Annotated in this window: 19 protein-coding genes; 3 read left to right on the top strand and 16 right to left on the bottom strand. The window is 61.9% G+C overall.

All coding sequences use genetic code 11. The features are described 5' to 3' along the window. Positions 1-43 precede the first annotated feature (43 nt). The 15 genes from lafA to lfgB form a co-directional block, all read right to left on the bottom strand. The gene (gene lafA, locus ACB034_RS12100; protein ID WP_338611365.1) at positions 44-883 is read right to left on the bottom strand and encodes a lateral flagellin LafA; all 840 of its coding nucleotides are present in this window, start codon (positions 881-883) and stop codon (positions 44-46) included. 182 nt (positions 884-1065) lie between these two features. Further along, positions 1066-1341, bottom strand: a complete 276-nt coding sequence (locus ACB034_RS12095; protein ID WP_216993558.1) for a hypothetical protein — start codon at positions 1339-1341, stop codon at positions 1066-1068. Next, the gene (locus tag ACB034_RS12090; RefSeq protein ID WP_371172914.1) at positions 1341-2624 is read right to left on the bottom strand and encodes a motility associated factor glycosyltransferase family protein; all 1284 of its coding nucleotides are present in this window, start codon (positions 2622-2624) and stop codon (positions 1341-1343) included. Before ACB034_RS12090 ends, ACB034_RS12095 begins: the two co-directional genes overlap by 1 nt. A 43-nt stretch (positions 2625-2667) precedes the next feature. Then, on the bottom strand, positions 2668-3675 hold the full coding sequence (locus ACB034_RS12085; RefSeq protein ID WP_224212338.1) for a hypothetical protein: 1008 nt from the start codon (positions 3673-3675) through the stop codon (positions 2668-2670). A gap of 13 nt (positions 3676-3688) precedes the next feature. Beyond that, positions 3689-4588, bottom strand: coding sequence for a lateral flagellar hook-associated protein LfgL (gene lfgL / locus ACB034_RS12080; RefSeq protein WP_026456963.1), 900 nt, complete (start codon positions 4586-4588; stop codon positions 3689-3691). Positions 4589-4599: 11 nt separating this feature from the next. Beyond that, positions 4600-5916, bottom strand: coding sequence for a flagellar hook-associated protein FlgK (flgK, locus tag ACB034_RS12075; RefSeq protein WP_026456964.1), 1317 nt, complete (start codon positions 5914-5916; stop codon positions 4600-4602). Next, positions 5916-6314, bottom strand: coding sequence for a rod-binding protein (locus ACB034_RS12070; RefSeq protein ID WP_026456965.1), 399 nt, complete (start codon positions 6312-6314; stop codon positions 5916-5918). Before ACB034_RS12070 ends, flgK begins: the two co-directional genes overlap by 1 nt. A gap of 8 nt (positions 6315-6322) precedes the next feature. Further along, positions 6323-7435: a lateral flagellar basal body P-ring FlgIL gene (fgIL, locus tag ACB034_RS12065; RefSeq protein WP_371172913.1), complete on the bottom strand. Its 1113-nt coding sequence runs from the start codon at positions 7433-7435 to the stop codon at positions 6323-6325. Between the two features lie 8 nt (positions 7436-7443). Next, positions 7444-8112 (bottom strand): flagellar basal body L-ring protein FlgH, encoded by a 669-nt coding sequence (gene flgH / locus ACB034_RS12060; RefSeq protein WP_042025065.1) that lies wholly within the window; start codon positions 8110-8112, stop codon positions 7444-7446. Beyond that, entirely contained in the window at positions 8112-8897 is a 786-nt protein-coding gene (gene lfgG, locus ACB034_RS12055) for a lateral flagellar basal-body rod protein LfgG (RefSeq protein ID WP_026456968.1), read from the bottom strand. The genes flgH and lfgG overlap by 1 nt, the downstream gene beginning before the upstream one ends. A 63-nt stretch (positions 8898-8960) precedes the next feature. Beyond that, the gene (gene lfgF, locus ACB034_RS12050; RefSeq protein ID WP_042025064.1) at positions 8961-9695 is read right to left on the bottom strand and encodes a lateral flagellar basal-body rod protein LfgF; all 735 of its coding nucleotides are present in this window, start codon (positions 9693-9695) and stop codon (positions 8961-8963) included. Positions 9696-9704: 9 nt separating this feature from the next. Continuing rightward, a complete protein-coding gene (gene flgEL, locus ACB034_RS12045; RefSeq protein WP_342013407.1) occupies positions 9705-10895 on the bottom strand; it encodes a lateral flagellar hook protein FlgEL in 1191 nt (396 codons plus the stop codon). Between the two features lie 19 nt (positions 10896-10914). Next, entirely contained in the window at positions 10915-11625 is a 711-nt protein-coding gene (locus ACB034_RS12040; RefSeq protein ID WP_371172912.1) for a flagellar hook assembly protein FlgD, read from the bottom strand. 3 nt (positions 11626-11628) lie between these two features. Beyond that, positions 11629-12054 carry a lateral flagellar basal body rod protein FlgCL gene (flgCL, locus tag ACB034_RS12035; RefSeq protein ID WP_042025062.1) on the bottom strand — a complete coding sequence of 142 codons (426 nt, stop codon included), beginning with the start codon at positions 12052-12054 and terminating at the stop codon, positions 11629-11631. Between the two features lie 2 nt (positions 12055-12056). After that, positions 12057-12446, bottom strand: a complete 390-nt coding sequence (gene lfgB / locus ACB034_RS12030; protein WP_026457765.1) for a lateral flagellar basal body rod protein LfgB — start codon at positions 12444-12446, stop codon at positions 12057-12059. Between the two features lie 49 nt (positions 12447-12495). On the opposite strand from lfgB, the gene flgA reads away from it, so the two are divergent. From flgA to lfgN, 3 genes are all read left to right on the top strand, one after another. Further along, the gene (gene flgA / locus ACB034_RS12025) at positions 12496-13293 is read left to right on the top strand and encodes a flagellar basal body P-ring formation chaperone FlgA (RefSeq protein ID WP_371172911.1); all 798 of its coding nucleotides are present in this window, start codon (positions 12496-12498) and stop codon (positions 13291-13293) included. A gap of 78 nt (positions 13294-13371) precedes the next feature. Beyond that, a complete protein-coding gene (flgM, locus tag ACB034_RS12020) occupies positions 13372-13647 on the top strand; it encodes a flagellar biosynthesis anti-sigma factor FlgM (protein ID WP_225633884.1) in 276 nt (91 codons plus the stop codon). After that, on the top strand, positions 13644-14087 hold the full coding sequence (lfgN, locus tag ACB034_RS12015) for a lateral flagellar protein LfgN (RefSeq protein ID WP_026458466.1): 444 nt from the start codon (positions 13644-13646) through the stop codon (positions 14085-14087). Before flgM ends, lfgN begins: the two co-directional genes overlap by 4 nt. A 23-nt stretch (positions 14088-14110) precedes the next feature. Here lfgN and lfiJ read toward each other — a convergent pair whose 3' ends face one another. Beyond that, positions 14111-14524: a lateral flagellar protein LfiJ gene (gene lfiJ / locus ACB034_RS12010; protein ID WP_026458465.1), complete on the bottom strand. Its 414-nt coding sequence runs from the start codon at positions 14522-14524 to the stop codon at positions 14111-14113. Between the last annotated feature and the right edge of the window lie 5 nt (positions 14525-14529).

The raw sequence follows: 14529 nt of genomic DNA, 5'->3' as shown, positions 1-14529 counted from the left end.
CACGGCAAGAAAACGGGCCACCCGCAGGCGGCCCGCCACACCATTAACGCAGCAGGGAAGTTACCATGCCGGTCATCTGGTTGGAGTTGGACAGCACGGACATGCCAGCCTGCATCAGCATCTGGTTCTTGGTCATGCTGGTGGTTTCCTGGGCGAAGTCGGCATCCATGATGCGACCGTTGGCCATGTCGGTGTTCTCTTTCATGTTGGAGAGGTTGTTGATGGTGTGGTCCAGACGGTTGATATTGGCACCGAAAGCGGAACGGGCTTCACCAATCTTCTCAAGCATGGTGTCCATTGCAGTGATCTGAGCTGAAGCAGTAGTCGCGCTCAAAGTAACGCCAGCAGCAGTACTGATCGCAGTATTCACGGCTTTAACCTGAGTGTTGGCATCCATTGCCAGTACTTCATCCTTGCTAGCACCGATCTGGAAGGAGACGGCACCGGCCTCGAACTTGCCACCTGCGGCCAGCAGCTTGGTACCACCGAAGGTGGTGTTTTTACTAATATTTTGCAGCTCAGCGCTCAGCTCGCCAAACTCGGCGTCCATGGCGGCGATGTCTTTGTCGCTGTTGGTGCCGTTGGCTGCCTGGGTAGCCAGATCTTTCATGCGCTGGGTGATGTTGGTCATCTCGTCCATGGCGCCTTCGGCGGTCTGCATCATGGAGATGGCATCCTGGGCGTTGCGCATACCGACTTTCTGGCCGTTGGACTGGGCCTGCAGGCGGGTGGCGATTTGCAGACCGGCTGCGTCATCGGCGGCGGAGTTGATACGCAGACCGGTACCCAGACGCTGCATGGCGGTGCCCAGCATCTTGTTGGTGCTGTTCAGCTGGCTCTGGGTGGTCATGGATGCGAAGTTGGTATGAATGGACAAGCCCATGGTGATTTCCTCTATGTGGGGCTGCGCAGCAGCTTGTTTGGTTGACAAAGAGTAAGGACGACCATGGCCCGCCAAAAATTGAGAATCCGGACCAGTTTTTTTTCACCCTGCAGCCGCACACGGCCTCCCAAATAAAAATGCCGGCACCGGGCCGACATTTTCTCTTCTTTGCCAATCCGTCCCTATGACAGCTCGGCGGCCAGCCGGTCCAGCAGCACCGGCAGTTCAAACTCCAGATAGTCGCACAGACCGAACCAGTCATGGCGCTCCTGACACTGCAGCAGCAGCTTGGAGAGGGCCAGCATCTCCCCCTGCACATCGGCAGACATCTGGGGCATAAAGGGGATCAGCAGTTGCAGCATGCGACCGCACTCATAACAGGCGGCCTCATCCTGACCGGCCCGCAGCATGCCCGCCAGCGCATCCGCCCCTGACTTGAAGCTCTCGATATCCAGCATCAGGCGAACTCCTCGTTATAGGTGGCACCCAGAATGCGGGCCCCTTCCCGGCTGCTGTTCATAAAGCGCACCCCGGGCTGCATCTTGATGTAGAGCTCCATATAGTTCAGATAGATACAGAAGCTCAGCAGGGTTTTTACCGGTGCACCATGACCGTTTGGCACGGTACGGCGACCGTAATGGGACTGGGCCCCCAGCTGCCCCTCTTCCCAGCCGGTGTGGCTCTTGTCTCTCGGATAGGCAAAGTCGGCCCCGAACAGGGTGATCTGCCGGGCCCCCATCTTCACCGCCAGATCGGTGGCGGGGTGGATCACGCTGCCACCGGTAAACAGAGTGGCCCGCGGGGCGACCCTGTTGAGTTCGGCATAGGTGTCCAGCTGTTCGTAGGCGCCGTAACGCGGCCCCTTCCAGCCGGAGAGTACGGTCTTGCTCACCATGGGGATGTAGACCAGGGCAATATCGTCAGACCATTCGGGGTGCAGGATCCCCTGATGAATGTTGATATCCACGCTGACCACTATGTCTGGCCGGATCCCGTGCTCCAGCAAGGGACGCAGGGCAGTATCCACGCTGATGAACAGGGGGCGGTTCGCCTGCTCCCTAATTTGCCTGAGCCTGGGCAGATGATCCGCCAGGGTGGGGCCGGTCGCCAGAATATAAGCTTCCCGTCCTTTCTGGGTGTTGAACAGGCTGGCCACATCCCGATCCTGGCGCAGCAACTCGAGGTTGTCGTGCAGGCGGTTGACGATCCTGTCGCTGGCATATTCGGCGTTGAACAGCTCACGGCGGCTCTGGATCAATACCCGATCCCGGATCTTGGCGCTCTGTTCGTCGGCCAGCTCCAGCTCGGAGGCCAGGAACAGGAAGGGAGACATCACCAGCTCGTTCTCTTCCGGCAGCATCAGCCGCACCCTGGGGTCGGCCAGCCAGTCCCCCTGATCCGTCAGGTGCAGCACCAGCGCAAAGACGGCGGAGTTCATCACCTTGATGTTGAGCCGGCGCAGCCGTTTGCGGCGCAGCAACACCCTGGGCAGATCTCCGAGTCCGGTCCCGTACAGGGTCAGCTCGCCGAGATCCTCGGGGGCACCTGCGGCAATTTTTTCGGCCTCGCGTACCCTGTCATGACGGCTGGTCAGCTGGATGCCATTGATGACGAGGGTGGAGCTCAACCCTTCAATGAGTTCGGCCGGTACGGCATTGATGTCACAGCCTTGCAGATGGGCCAGCAGGCGCGGCCAGCGCCTGGCCAGCACCTCGGCGTGCTGCGGGAAGTAGTCAATCATGGTTTTGCTGCCACTTGATATGAGGTATCGGAAGAGCGTCTCTTCAGCTCAGGAGTGCCACTACGTTCTGGCGGGAAACATTGGCCTGGGCCAGCAGGCCCGACATGGTGCCGGCAAAGCCCCCTTCCCTGAGCTGGCTGGCCAGCAGCGACTGGATCTGTTCCAGCTCCGCCGGGGTGGCCGACTGGGTGCGTGCCTTGACCTGAGCCAGCTGCTTGACCATCTTCTGGCGAAACTGCTTGAGATCGCGCACCGAGTGTTCGATCTCCGCCAGCATCCGTTGCAGCCGTTGCCGCTCCTGGCGCAGCTCACCCTGACTGATCCCCTCTCCCAGCCGGGTCAGCTGACCCGCTGCGGCCTTGAACTGGATTGGCACAGGGTTGCCCGCCGGGATCCGGATCCCCTCGCCACTGATCAGCACGGGTTCATCGAGCTTGCGCCGCTGGTTGTCGGCGATGGAGAGCTCCAGCTTGCCCAGCTCGTTGAGCCGGGCCTGGATATGCTCCTTGCGCAGCGCCTGATCGAGGCGGCCGACGGCCTCCTTCTGGCTGGCGCCGGCAGGCAGTTGCACTTCCACCGCACTGCCGCTCTGGGGAAAGGAGAAGACCAGTCGTTCGCTGCCATTACGGGGGGAGAGCAGATCCAGCTGATCGGCACTGTAATTGATCCGGCTTTCGCTCGCCGATGCCAGCAGCCGTGGCTTGAGTTCTGCGGTCAACGGCCCCTGGGGCTGGATGAGCTGGGCTTCCATCTGTTTGAGACGGCTGGCGATATCACTGCCGGCCACGCTGCGTTGTGACAGTTGCTGCTCGACCCGCTTGAGTTCGCCCCAGATACGGCTGAGGGCCTGTTCGCCCCCCTGGGCATGGGCGATCCTTTGCTGGGCCACGCTCATCAGGGCCCAGCGATCCAGCTTGGTGACATCGGGGGCCCGAAAAGAAGATTTCTTGCCAGAATGAAGGGGTTGCTCAGCCTCCGTCCGCCCCTGCAATCTGGGGTGCGCGGGGGTCTCTGCTATCCCGCCGGCTCGGGTGGCCTGGATCTTCATCATGGTTTCTCACTTGTTACGGCATGTAGTTGAACAGGCTGAGCCCGTTCACTTTGACAAACGCCTGCTGCTGTACTTGCAATGCCATCAGGACATGAGCCTGCTTGGTCACCGCACTGGCATAGTCAAGGGACTCAATCTGGTTGCTGAGTTCCTTGCTGTAGATGCCCTTCTCTTCATGACCTTCATCGACCTGATCGAGCAAGTTCATGCGGGCGCCTATATTACTCACCATGTCGCTGATGTCATCCTGCAGGGTGGCACTGCGATCCAGCATGGCACCCGCTTTCTCTCCCGCATCCGGGGCACCGCTCTCCAGCGCCGCCACCGTCTCATCGAGCTGCTTGAAGAAGTCGCCATCATCGATGAACAGCTTGTCGGCGGTCTGGTTCAACCCTATGGTGACCCCCTTGGCGATAGTCACCTCGCGCACCAGGCCATCCCCCTTGTAGCTGTAGCTGCCATCGGCCTCTTTCACTATGGTGGTGTTGTTCACCTGGCTGCCGGCAAACAGGCTGGAGCCACTCTCGTTGCGCGCGTTGGCCAGATCCAGCAGACCATCCTTGATGATGGCCATTTCGCTGGCGGCGGCCCGGCGGTCCTCATCGGACATGGAGCCGGTGGCCGCCATCTGGGTCAGATCCCGCAGGCGCATCAGCATATTGGTCATGCTGTCGAGCTGGATCTCCCCCTGGGAGAGCTGGCTCTTGGCGTTGGCGATGTTCTTCTGGTACTGCTCCATCGCACTCTGTTCCTTGTGCAGCCCCAGCAGGCGCACACTGCCGACCGGATCGTCGGACGGCTGCAGAATCCGCTTGTTGCTGGCGATCTGGCGATCGAGGCGGGCATAGTCCCCCAGTCCCCGTTGCAGGTTGTCGAGCATGCCAAGCTGGATCTGGTTGGTACTCACGCGCATGACGATGCTCCTTAGAACAGGTTGAGGATGGAGCCGAACAGCTGGTCGGCGGTGCTGATCACCTTGGCATTGGCCTGATAGAGCTGGGTGTAGGACATGATCTTCATCCCCTCTTCATCCAGGTTGACGCCACTGACGCTGCTAAGGTTGCGGGCCAGCTGCTTCTCCATGTTGGCGTCCGCCTCCATGGTGGCCTTGGCCTGACCGCTCTTGACCGCCAGGTCCCCCAGCAGGGAACTGTAGGCGTCATACTGGGCGTCCTTGATGGTCAGCATATCCTGCAGGTTACTGTTGTCCCCCGCCCCGCCGGTCTTGGCGAAGGCCAGATCCGAACCGGTGAAGCCATCGGCCAGACGCAGGGTCCCGGCAGGATCCAGCGGGTCATAGACGAACATCGCCTTGCCCGGCTTGCCGTTCAAATCCACCCCGGCGGTCTGCACCTTGTTGAAATCATCCGCCAGCTGCTTGGCGATCTGGCCGATCTCGTCCCGCATCGGGCGCAGGGTGTTGGCACGATAATCGAGGATGCCCGCCAAGCTTCCCCCTTGCAGGGAGGGGATCTCGAAGGTTTGTCCGGCAAAATCCAGCTTGAGCTTGTCGCCGGTCAGTGCGAGGCGGCTGGCGCTGCCTCCCACCACCAGCGGCTGACCTTGCGGCAGGCTGAGGGCATAGGAGCCATCGCCCTGGCGGTTGACCCGCACTTCCACCAGACCGGAGAGTTCGCGCACCACCTGATCCCGGCTGTCTTCGAGGGCCGAGGTGTTGACCCCCTTGCTCTGCTGATCGGCAATCTGCTGGTTGAGCTCGGCAACCTGGTTCAGGTAGCTGTTGACCTGCTTGACCGAGCTGCCCAGCTGGTCGTCGATCTGCTTCTCCTGGGTCAGCAGACTCTCGTTGAGCTGGCCGAAGCGGTTGATCAGGGCACCCGCCGAACTGACAATCTGGCTGCGCTGCGCCGGGGTTTCCGGGCTGTCCACCGCGGCACTCAGGGCCGAGAAGAAGCTGTCCAGCCCCTTGGAGATATTCATCGACTCGCTGCCCAGCAACTGCTCGGCGGTGTTGATGTACTGATAATGAGAAAGAGAGGAACCGACGGCAGACATGCCGCGCCAGTGCTGGGTCACCATGTAGGCATCGGTTATCCGGCGAACACCGTTGACCGCCACTCCCATGCCGTTGTCCATGCGGCCGAAACCGGCCAGAGTGCCCATGGTGGCCTCCTGGCGGCTGTAGCCGGCGGTATCGACGTTGGCAATATTCTGGGCGGACACGTTGAGGGCTATTTGGGCCGCGCTCAAACCGCTAAAACCGATATTGATCAGTGACATCAGTCAACCTTCTTCATTTTTGCCGAATTCAGAGGCTGGCTGAATGCAGCCAGGGTCTGGGAGTCTGAAGCGACCACGGGCTCGACATTCTTTAGCGCGCCCCCCAACTGGCTGACCATATGTTCCTTGAGCCCCAGACCGCCGCGCTTGACCATGCTCATGGCCAGCTGGCTGTCGTACATGTCGCGGTAGAGGCTCTCCCCCTTGATCAGCTTGTCCTCTTCATCCTGCAGGGCATCACTGGCCGAGCGCATGTGCTTGAGCACGGTTTGCAGAAAGCTCACCTCGAATTGGCCTGCGGCCGCCTCAAGGGCGGCCCGCTGGTCCGGATTGCTTTTGATCTGCTGAAGTTCGTTGAGATCCTGATAGAAGCCAGGCTCGCTCGTAATTCTGGTCATATGAATCCTTAAATAACCACCAACTCCCCTTCGAGAGCACCCGCTTCGTCCAGCGCCTGCAGGATTGCCATGATGTCATCCGGCGTGGCGCCAAGGGAGTTGACTGCCTTCACGATCACCTCGAGGGAGGTGCCTTCCGGCCAGACAAACATGTTCTTGCGTTCCCGATCGACCTGCACCCGGGAGTTGGGCGTGGTAGTGGTCTGGCCGTTGGAGAAGGCATTGGGCTGGCTGACCCTCTTGCTCTCGCCTATGGTCACCGTCAGGCTGCCATGGCTGACCGCCGCCTTGCGCACCTTGACCCCCTGCCCCATCACCACGGTACCGGTACGGCTGTTGAACACCACCCGGGGACGCTCTTTGCCCGTATCGACCTGGATATCCTGCAGCAGGGCCATGAAGGAGACCCGCTGGCTCTCGTCCTTGGGGGCCATCACCTGGATGCGCCCCGCACTCACCGCCCGGGCGACCTGCCCCAGCTGCTGGTTGATGGCACGCTCGACGTTACGGGCCGTCTTGAAGTTCGGCTGATGCAAGTTGAGGGTCACCTCCGGCTTCTCGGTGAAGCTGCTTTTCACCTCCCGCTCTATGGTGGCCCCGTTGGGGATGATGCCGGCGGTCGGCACATTGATGGTCACCGACGAGCCGGACTGGCCTTCCGCCTTGACCCCGGCCACCACCAGGTTGCCCTGGGCGACCGCATAGACTTCGCCGTCAATGCCCCGCAGCGGCGTCAGCAGAAGGGAGCCCCCGCGCAGGCTCTTGGCATCCCCGATGGACGTGACGGTCACGTCCACCAGCTGCCCCTTGCCCGCCAGCGCCGGCAGGGTGGCCTGTACCGAGACCGCCGCCACGTTCTTGAGCTTGGGATCTATGTCTTCCGGCAGCTGAACCCCGAACTGCTTGAGCATGTTGGTCATCGACTGGCCGGTGAACTTGACCTGTCCCTTGTCACCGGTACCGGACAGACCGACCACCAAGCCGTAACCCACCAGCTGGTTGGTGCGCATCCCCTGCACATCGGCGATGTCCAGCAACGGCCGCTTGGCCGGCGCCGGTGCAGCCGCCTGGGCCAGCCAGGGCAGGCAGAGACAAATCAGGGGAATAAACCACTTTTTCATGTCAAACCTCAAAATGGCGCGAAGGCCGAGCTGAAGAACCTCGCCAGCCAGCCCATCTGGTTGCTGTCGGCCAGGGCGCCGCGCCCGGCATAGGTGATCCTGGCGTCGGCGATGCGCTGGGAAGAGATGCGGTTGCTCTGGTCGATGTCTTCCACCCGCACCATGCCCCCGAGGCGGATATATTCATCCCCCTGGTTGAGGCGGATCCACTTCTCGCCGCGGATTTCGAGCACCCCGTTGGGGTAGACATCCGCCACCGTCACCGTGATGGCCCCCGCCAGGGTATTCTGCTGGCTGGAGGTGGCGCCGCCGTCGAAATCCCGATCGGCACTGACGCTGGCCCCCCAATCCGGCCGCAAGGTACCACCGATGGAAGGGGCAGGCACATTCATGCTGCTGTTCTTGCTCATGCTGGTGTTGGCCTTCTTGCTGGACTGGGTCCGCTCCTCCAGCATCACGGTCAGGATGTCGCCCACCCGGTAAGCGCGGCGATCCTGGAACAGGGTCATCATGTAGTCGCCCCGGTAGAGCCCGCCGTCTTCACCCTGGACGTTGGCGATCATCTTGGATCGGGAAGGGGCCCACTTCTCGTCACCGGGCTCGGGCGCCTTCAGTTCATAGGTGGCACAGCCCCCCAGCAGCAGTACCAGCCAGATATAACGCAGCAACGCCATCATCAGAGCGCCTGGGTCACGAACTTGAGCATCTGATCGGCCGCGGAGACCACCTTGGCGTTCATCTCGTAGGCTCGCTGGGTAGTGATCATGTCGACCATCTCCTCCACCACGTTGACGTTGGAGCTCTCCAGGGTGAACTGCTTGATGGCTCCCATTGCCTCCTCGCCCGGCACCCCTTCGATGGCCTCGCCGGAAGCACCGGTGGCACGGTACAGGTTGCCCCCGAGGGCTTCCAGACCCGCCGGGTTGGCGAAGTTGGTCAGGGTGATGCGACCCAGTTCGACGTTCTCCTGCTGGCCCGGCAGGGTGGCGCTGACGGTACCGTCCGTACCGATCGACACCTTGGTGGCGTTGTCCGGGATCTCGATCTGCGGCACCATCGGCAGGCCGTCGGCGTTGACCAGCAGGCCGTCGGCATTGCGGTGCCACTGGCCGTTACGGGTATAGGCCGTCTCGCCGTCCGGACGCTCAACGCCGAAGAAGCCAGCCCCCACGACCGCCATGTCCAGCTCCTGGTTGGTGTTCTGGAACTGACCGGAGGTGAAGACCTTCTGGGTGCCGACCACCCGCACACCATTGCCCATCTGGATGCCGATCGGGGCCTCGTTCTGCTGATCCTGCTGGGCACCCGGTTGGCGCTGAACCTGATAGAACAGATCTTCAAACGCCACGCGATCGCGCTTGAAGCCGACCGTGTTGACGTTGGCCAGGTTGTTGGAAATGCTGGCCATCTTGGTATCTTGCGCGGCCAGACCCGTCTTGCCGACCCACAGTGCTGCGTGCATCTTGTCTCTCCATTCGTTTGCTGGCCGCCAGACCCTTGCCCGGCGGCCGGAATAATCCGGCTATCAGCCTTGACCCGAGATGAGGCGTGCCCCCTGGCGGGCCTGATCATCGGCGCTCTTCATCAACTTGACCTGCAACTCGAAGTTGCGGGTCAGCGCCATGCTGCTGACCAGTTCGTCCACGGCATTGACGTTGGCCCCTTCCAGAAATCCGGAGGCCATTACCACCTCGTCACTCATCTCGGCATCCTCGCCCTGACGCTGGCGGAACAGGCCGTCCGGCCCCTTCACCAGTTCACGGGTGTCCGGATTGACCAGCTTGAGCCGGCCGACTTCGAGGCGGGCACCGCCCCCCGGCGGGGTGACGCTGAGGGTACCGTCCTTGCCGAAGTGGATGTCGCGATAGGCGGGCAACACCAGCTCACCGCCATCACCCAGCACGGGGCGACCGTTGAGGGTGAGCAGGCCGTCGGCATCCTGGGTCAGGTTGCCGGCCCGGGTGTAGGACTCCTTGCCATCGGCGGACTGCACGGTGAAGAAGCCATCGCCACGGATCGCCACGTCCAGCGGGCGACCTGTCTGCATCAGGACACCGGCCTTGAAGTCGGTGCCGGCCAGCTCTTCCCGCGCCATCACGCGACTCTGGTAGCCGTCGCCGGTCAGGGCAAGGGCCGAGACGCGCTCGAAGTCGGCCCGAAAACCGGCCGTGTTGACGTTGGCCAGGTTGTTGGCCCTGATCTGCTGTGCCATCAGGGTGTGTTGCGCCCCCGACATGGCGGTATAGATAAGCTTTTCCACGGTTCAGCCTTAGAAGGAGTTGAACAGGACCTGGGTCATCTTGTCAGCGGAGCTGATGGTCTTGGCGTTGGCCTGATAGTTGCGCTGGGACGTCATCAGGCTCACCAGTTCACCGGTCAGATCCACGTTGGAACCCTCATAGGCACCGGCGGTCAGGTTGCCCAGGGTGCCCGAACCGGGAACGCCCAGCACCGGCTGGCCGGAGCTGAAAGACTGCTGCCAGGTAGTGTTGTTGGTCTGCAGCAGGCCGTTGGGGTTGGCGAAGTTGGCCATTACCACCTGCCCCTGCAACAGGCTCTGCCCGTTGGTGAAGGTGGCATACACGCCGCCATCGGCATCCACCCGCACGCCGGTCAGGTCCCCGGCGGTGTAGCCGTTGGACTGGTTGCGGGTCGCGTTGAAGTCGGATGCGTACTGGCTTACCTTGCTGATGTCGACGGTGAGCTCAAGGGGGTTGGCGCCCGGCGGAGTCAGGGCCAGCTTGGGCATGTCGGAGGGCGTAGCCAGGGTGCCATCCGTGCTGAAGGTCAGATCGGTCAGCTTCTTAGGTGCGTTACCGTCGAAGGTGTAATGCACGGTCCAGCTGTTGTCGCCTGTCTTGACGAAATACTGGGTCACGCTGTGTTCGCTGCCGAGGGAGTCGTAGACCTTGCTGGTCTGGGAGTAGCTGTAGCTCTCGCTCTTGGTCGGTTCGAACGTGATGGTCGGGTCGATGACGCTGGCATCGGCTTTCAGGTTGGCGACGAACTCCAGGGTATCGGAGGCCTTGGCAGGCAGGCTGCCGGCCTGAACCTGGATATCCCCGATCACCCCGGCCTGCAGCTCGCCTGCCGCGTTGGTGGAGTAACCCTGCAGGCGGGCGCCGTTGGCGGCCACCAGATGGTTGCTGGCATCACGCTGGAACATGCCGGCGCGGGTGTAGGAGCTCTGGCCGTTGGCCTCTTTCAATACGAAAAAACCGCTGCCGGAGATGGCCAGATCCAGTCCGCGCCCGGTGCGCATCAGGTCGCCGTTGCGTTCGAAGTTCTGGGAGACGTTGTTCATCTCCACCCCGCCCGCCTGGCCACCGCCATAAATGGCGGCGAATTCGGCACGGCTGGATTTGAAGCCGGCGGTGCTGGCGTTGGCCACGTTGTTGCTGATGACGCTCAGCTCCTGGTTTACGGCGCGCAGGCCGCTCAATCCGATATTGAAAGACACGGGTTCAATCCTCTGTTAGTTACGCCGACTTGCCAAACTGAACTGCGCTGAAGAGGGGAACTTCACCCACCCCGGCGACCTGCAACATGATCTCGCCCGTTCCCGGTAGCGACACGCGTTCCACTGTGCTGGCAACATAATTCTTGGTAGTGACCGCGGCCCCATCCATGGATGCCTTGACCTCGAAGCTGTACTTTCCGGGCGGCAGCGCGGGCAACTCATAGTCGATCGCCCCCGGTTTGCTCTCGCCCCAGCTCTGGCTGGCCACCTGCTGGCCATGCTCGTCGAACACCTTGAGCTCGATCTGGTTGGCGGTGCTGGGCAGCTCGATCTGGCCGCGGATCGCCTGCTCTTCGGAGAGCTCCAGCGTACCGCTGGGTACCATCACTTCCTTGTCGATAAGATCGGTGCTCTGCAATACCTGCTGGGTGTCCATCATGGCGATGGACTGCTGCTGCAGGATCTTCAACCCTTCGACCCCCTCCACCATGCTGAACTGGGCCAGCTGGGTGACGTACTGGGCGCCGTCGAGGGGATTGGTCGGATCCTGGTTCTGGATCTGGGCCACCATCATCTGGAGAAATTCATTGCGCAGCTGAACGCCCTGGCTGCCTTGGGAACCCTGATTTCCCTCGGTTTGTCCCACATTGTTTGAGGCTATCTCCGGGGTAGCGCCAGCGCGCTGGCTGCCCCGTGCACTGTCCAGATTGCTGACTTGTGGCAGGCTCATCGGTTAGACCCCCTGACCAAGACGCAGCAGCCCCTGCTGCATGCTGTTGACCCGGTTGATCACCTCGACCGAGGTCTCGAAGCCACGGGAGGCGCTCATCATGTCGGCCATCTCTTCCACCACGTTGACGTTGGAGTAGTAGACATAGCCATCTTCATCGGCGAGCGGGTTGGTGGGCTCCATACGCTTCTCGACCATGCGGTCGGACTGCACTATGCCGGCGACCTGTACCTGGGCCGCACCCAGTCCTTCAGCGTCCTGAACGCGCTGGTAGAGGGTGGAGAAGACAGGTTTGATCGCACGGAAGGCGCTCTCTTCGCTGCTCGCGGCGCTGTCGACGTTGGCCAGGTTGGAGGCGACGGTGTCGAGTCGTACCGTCTGAGCCCGCATGGCGCTGCCCGCGATGTCATAGATCTTGTTGAATGACATGATTAACGTCCCTCGATCGCCTTGGCGATCCCGGTGATTTTCATATTGAGAAAGGTCAGGCTGGTCTGGAAATCGGTGGCGTTGTTGGCAAACTTGCTCTGCTCAACGCTCAGTTCGGCCGTGTTGCCATCCATGGATGGCTGATAGGGAATGCGGTATAGCGGGTGACGCATCTCGTCGGCCATGCTGCCCTGAGTAATGGCGGCGCTTTCGTCACCGCGCGCAACTTGCCGTGCGACCCCGTTCAAAATCGTCTTATAATCCACATCCCGCGCCAGATACCCAGGGGTATCCACGTTGGCCAGGTTGCCAGCCAGAATGCGGGCGCGATCCGCTCTGACTTCAAGCGCATAGGGGTGCACGCCAAGGGCGCGGTCAAACGAGAGGCTCATGTTTTATCCTTTTCCATCAATCGGACCGATGCGGGTGTTATCAAGAGTCATGCCAATCCTGACAATCCACGCCAAGGGCGGCCTCGCGCCGGTCCGGGGGCAAACCGGCAACCAAGAGGTGGAAGCCAGACTTCCTGCATGGAAATCCGGGCTCGCTCTCTTCCTGCTGCTCGGCAGCGTTCATGCACACGCGACCCAGACTCTGGCCGACGAGCTGGAGGATGCCCTGATCCGGGACGCCCGTACCACGCTGGAGGAGTACGTCACGCAGCAAGGCTGGCCCACCCCGACCGCTGACTATCAGGTCTGGCTCTCGTCGGCGGTGGCCCACCTCCCTCCCTGCGAGCAGCAGGTGCAGTTGCAGCCGGGCGGCCAGTATCGCCAGCCCTGGGGACGCCGCCCCTATCTCATCACCTGCCTGAGCCCGAGCTGGCAGTTGCGGGGCCGGGTGGAGGTCAATCTGACCCTGCCGGTCTGGGTGGCTGCGCAGGATATCCAGCGCGACGTCCCGATCGCTGCGGCGGACGTGCTGGTGCAGGAGCTGGACGTCAGCCGTCTGCAGCGGGGCTTCATCCCCGCCAACCAGTCGCTGCAGGGTTACAAGAGCAGCCGCCACCTCAGGGCCGGTCATCTGCTGGGGGAGTTGGATTTGCAGAAACCCTGGGCCATCGAGAAGGATCAAGGGGTACTGATCCGGGCCAGCGATGGCTCCTTCTCCGCCACAACCCGGGGCGAGGCGCTGGAAAACGGGGCCATCGGGGATGCCATCAAGGTCAGAAACAGCCGCTCGGGCAAGGTGATCCAGGCCTGGGTCGTCGGCCGGGGGGAAGTGGAAACCCGTTTTTGACCTTCCGCCACGATTCGATTCAAGTTCAGCGTGACTTGGGTCGCCTATTTCAGGGTAAGACCATCAGGAAGCCAGATTATGAAGATTACTCGCACCGATCCGCTCTATAGCCAGCCCCAAGCGGCCCGCAAGCAGGAAGCACCGGCGACCCAGGCACCGGCCAGCCAGCCCCGGAGCGATGCCAAAATCAGCGCCACCGCGCAATCCGTGACCCAGGCCAGCGCGCTCCTGAGTTCCACCTCGGATGTGGACATGGACAAGGTGAACCAGATCCGCCAGGCCATCAGCGAAGGCCGCCTGGAACTGGACATGGACGCCCTGAGCCAGGCCATTGTGGACATGCACCGCCGATGAGCCTGACAGCCAAGGAGCGGGTGCGGGAGCTGATCGTCGGCATCCAGCAGGATACCGGACGCTATCAGGAGCTGGAGCAGGTGTTGCAGCGCCAGCACGCCCTGTTGGCCGCCCATGACGTGGACAGCCTTGCCACCCACAACCAGCAGCAGAACCGGCTGATGGCCCAGGTGCAGTTGCAGGCCCAGCAGCGCTGCCAGCATCTGCTGGCGCTGGGGCTCAAACCGGATGAAAAGGGGATGGCCAAACTGATCGCCAAGCTACCCGACAACCTGCAGCGCCAGGTCGGCGCACAGTGGCAGCAACTGGAGCACTCCCTGAAACGCTGCCTGCACCAGAATGAACTCAACGGCCGCCTGCTGGCCGGACAGATAGAGACGATCCAGACCCTGCTCGGCCAAGAGCCCGGCTACGGTCAACCGGACGATTTTCGCGACTGAGCAACCCTTCCTGATGTGAGTGCTCAGCCTCCCCTGGCGAGATAACGCAGGCTGGCCAGCTCGTCGAGCTGATGCTGATCCCGCTTCTCCTGCTGTTGCTGTCCCTGTGCCGCCCGGCGCGCCAGCAGCAGCTCAAGTCCCTTGACCCGGCCCACCTGCTGTCGCATCACCCCTTCATGATGATCCAGGTCCATCCTGGCCAGAGTCGACTGCTGCACCTGATGGGAGAGCATCTTGCGCAGCTGGCCATCCATCTGCTGGCGGTTCTGCCACAGCAGGGGATGAAACGGCTCGGCACCGGGACGCAGGGCGGCGATCACCTCCTGCAGCTTGTGCGCCCGTTGCTCTTCCTGCAACGCAATCTCGCGCAGCCGCCGCCGCTCCTGACCCAGCTTCTCCAGCTCATCCTGTTGCAATCCAAGATACGACTTGAGCATGACGA

Source organism: Aeromonas sp. S18(2024), assembly GCF_041402525.1.
In the GTDB taxonomy this organism is placed as follows: domain Bacteria; phylum Pseudomonadota; class Gammaproteobacteria; order Enterobacterales; family Aeromonadaceae; genus Aeromonas; species Aeromonas enteropelogenes.
Note: the sequence above shows the minus strand (reverse complement) of the source record. Positions and strands in the feature narration are given on the sequence as shown.

Bases quoted from the DNA above. Each gene is read 5' to 3' on its own strand.
- lfgG (WP_026456968.1), bottom strand. From the start codon at position 8,897: ATGCACGCAGCACTGTGGGTCGGCAAGACGGGTCTGGCCGCGCAAGAT.
- lafA (WP_338611365.1), bottom strand. From the start codon at position 883: ATGGGCTTGTCCATTCATACCAACTTCGCATCCATGACCACCCAGAGC.
- ACB034_RS12095 (WP_216993558.1), bottom strand. From the start codon at position 1,341: ATGCTGGATATCGAGAGCTTCAAGTCAGGGGCGGATGCGCTGGCGGGC.
- lfgN (WP_026458466.1), top strand. From the start codon at position 13,644: ATGAGCCTGACAGCCAAGGAGCGGGTGCGGGAGCTGATCGTCGGCATC.
- flgCL (WP_042025062.1), bottom strand. From the start codon at position 12,054: ATGTCATTCAACAAGATCTATGACATCGCGGGCAGCGCCATGCGGGCT.
- flgK (WP_026456964.1), bottom strand. From the start codon at position 5,916: ATGTCACTGATCAATATCGGTTTTAGCGGTTTGAGCGCGGCCCAAATA.
- fgIL (WP_371172913.1), bottom strand. From the start codon at position 7,435: ATGAAAAAGTGGTTTATTCCCCTGATTTGTCTCTGCCTGCCCTGGCTG.
- lfiJ (WP_026458465.1), bottom strand. From the start codon at position 14,524: ATGCTCAAGTCGTATCTTGGATTGCAACAGGATGAGCTGGAGAAGCTG.
- flgM (WP_225633884.1), top strand. From the start codon at position 13,372: ATGAAGATTACTCGCACCGATCCGCTCTATAGCCAGCCCCAAGCGGCC.
- ACB034_RS12040 (WP_371172912.1), bottom strand. From the start codon at position 11,625: ATGAGCCTGCCACAAGTCAGCAATCTGGACAGTGCACGGGGCAGCCAG.
- ACB034_RS12085 (WP_224212338.1), bottom strand. From the start codon at position 3,675: ATGATGAAGATCCAGGCCACCCGAGCCGGCGGGATAGCAGAGACCCCC.
- lfgB (WP_026457765.1), bottom strand. From the start codon at position 12,446: ATGAGCCTCTCGTTTGACCGCGCCCTTGGCGTGCACCCCTATGCGCTT.
- flgH (WP_042025065.1), bottom strand. From the start codon at position 8,112: ATGATGGCGTTGCTGCGTTATATCTGGCTGGTACTGCTGCTGGGGGGC.
- ACB034_RS12090 (WP_371172914.1), bottom strand. From the start codon at position 2,624: ATGATTGACTACTTCCCGCAGCACGCCGAGGTGCTGGCCAGGCGCTGG.
- ACB034_RS12070 (WP_026456965.1), bottom strand. From the start codon at position 6,314: ATGACCAGAATTACGAGCGAGCCTGGCTTCTATCAGGATCTCAACGAA.
- lfgL (WP_026456963.1), bottom strand. From the start codon at position 4,588: ATGCGCGTGAGTACCAACCAGATCCAGCTTGGCATGCTCGACAACCTG.
- flgA (WP_371172911.1), top strand. From the start codon at position 12,496: ATGCCAATCCTGACAATCCACGCCAAGGGCGGCCTCGCGCCGGTCCGG.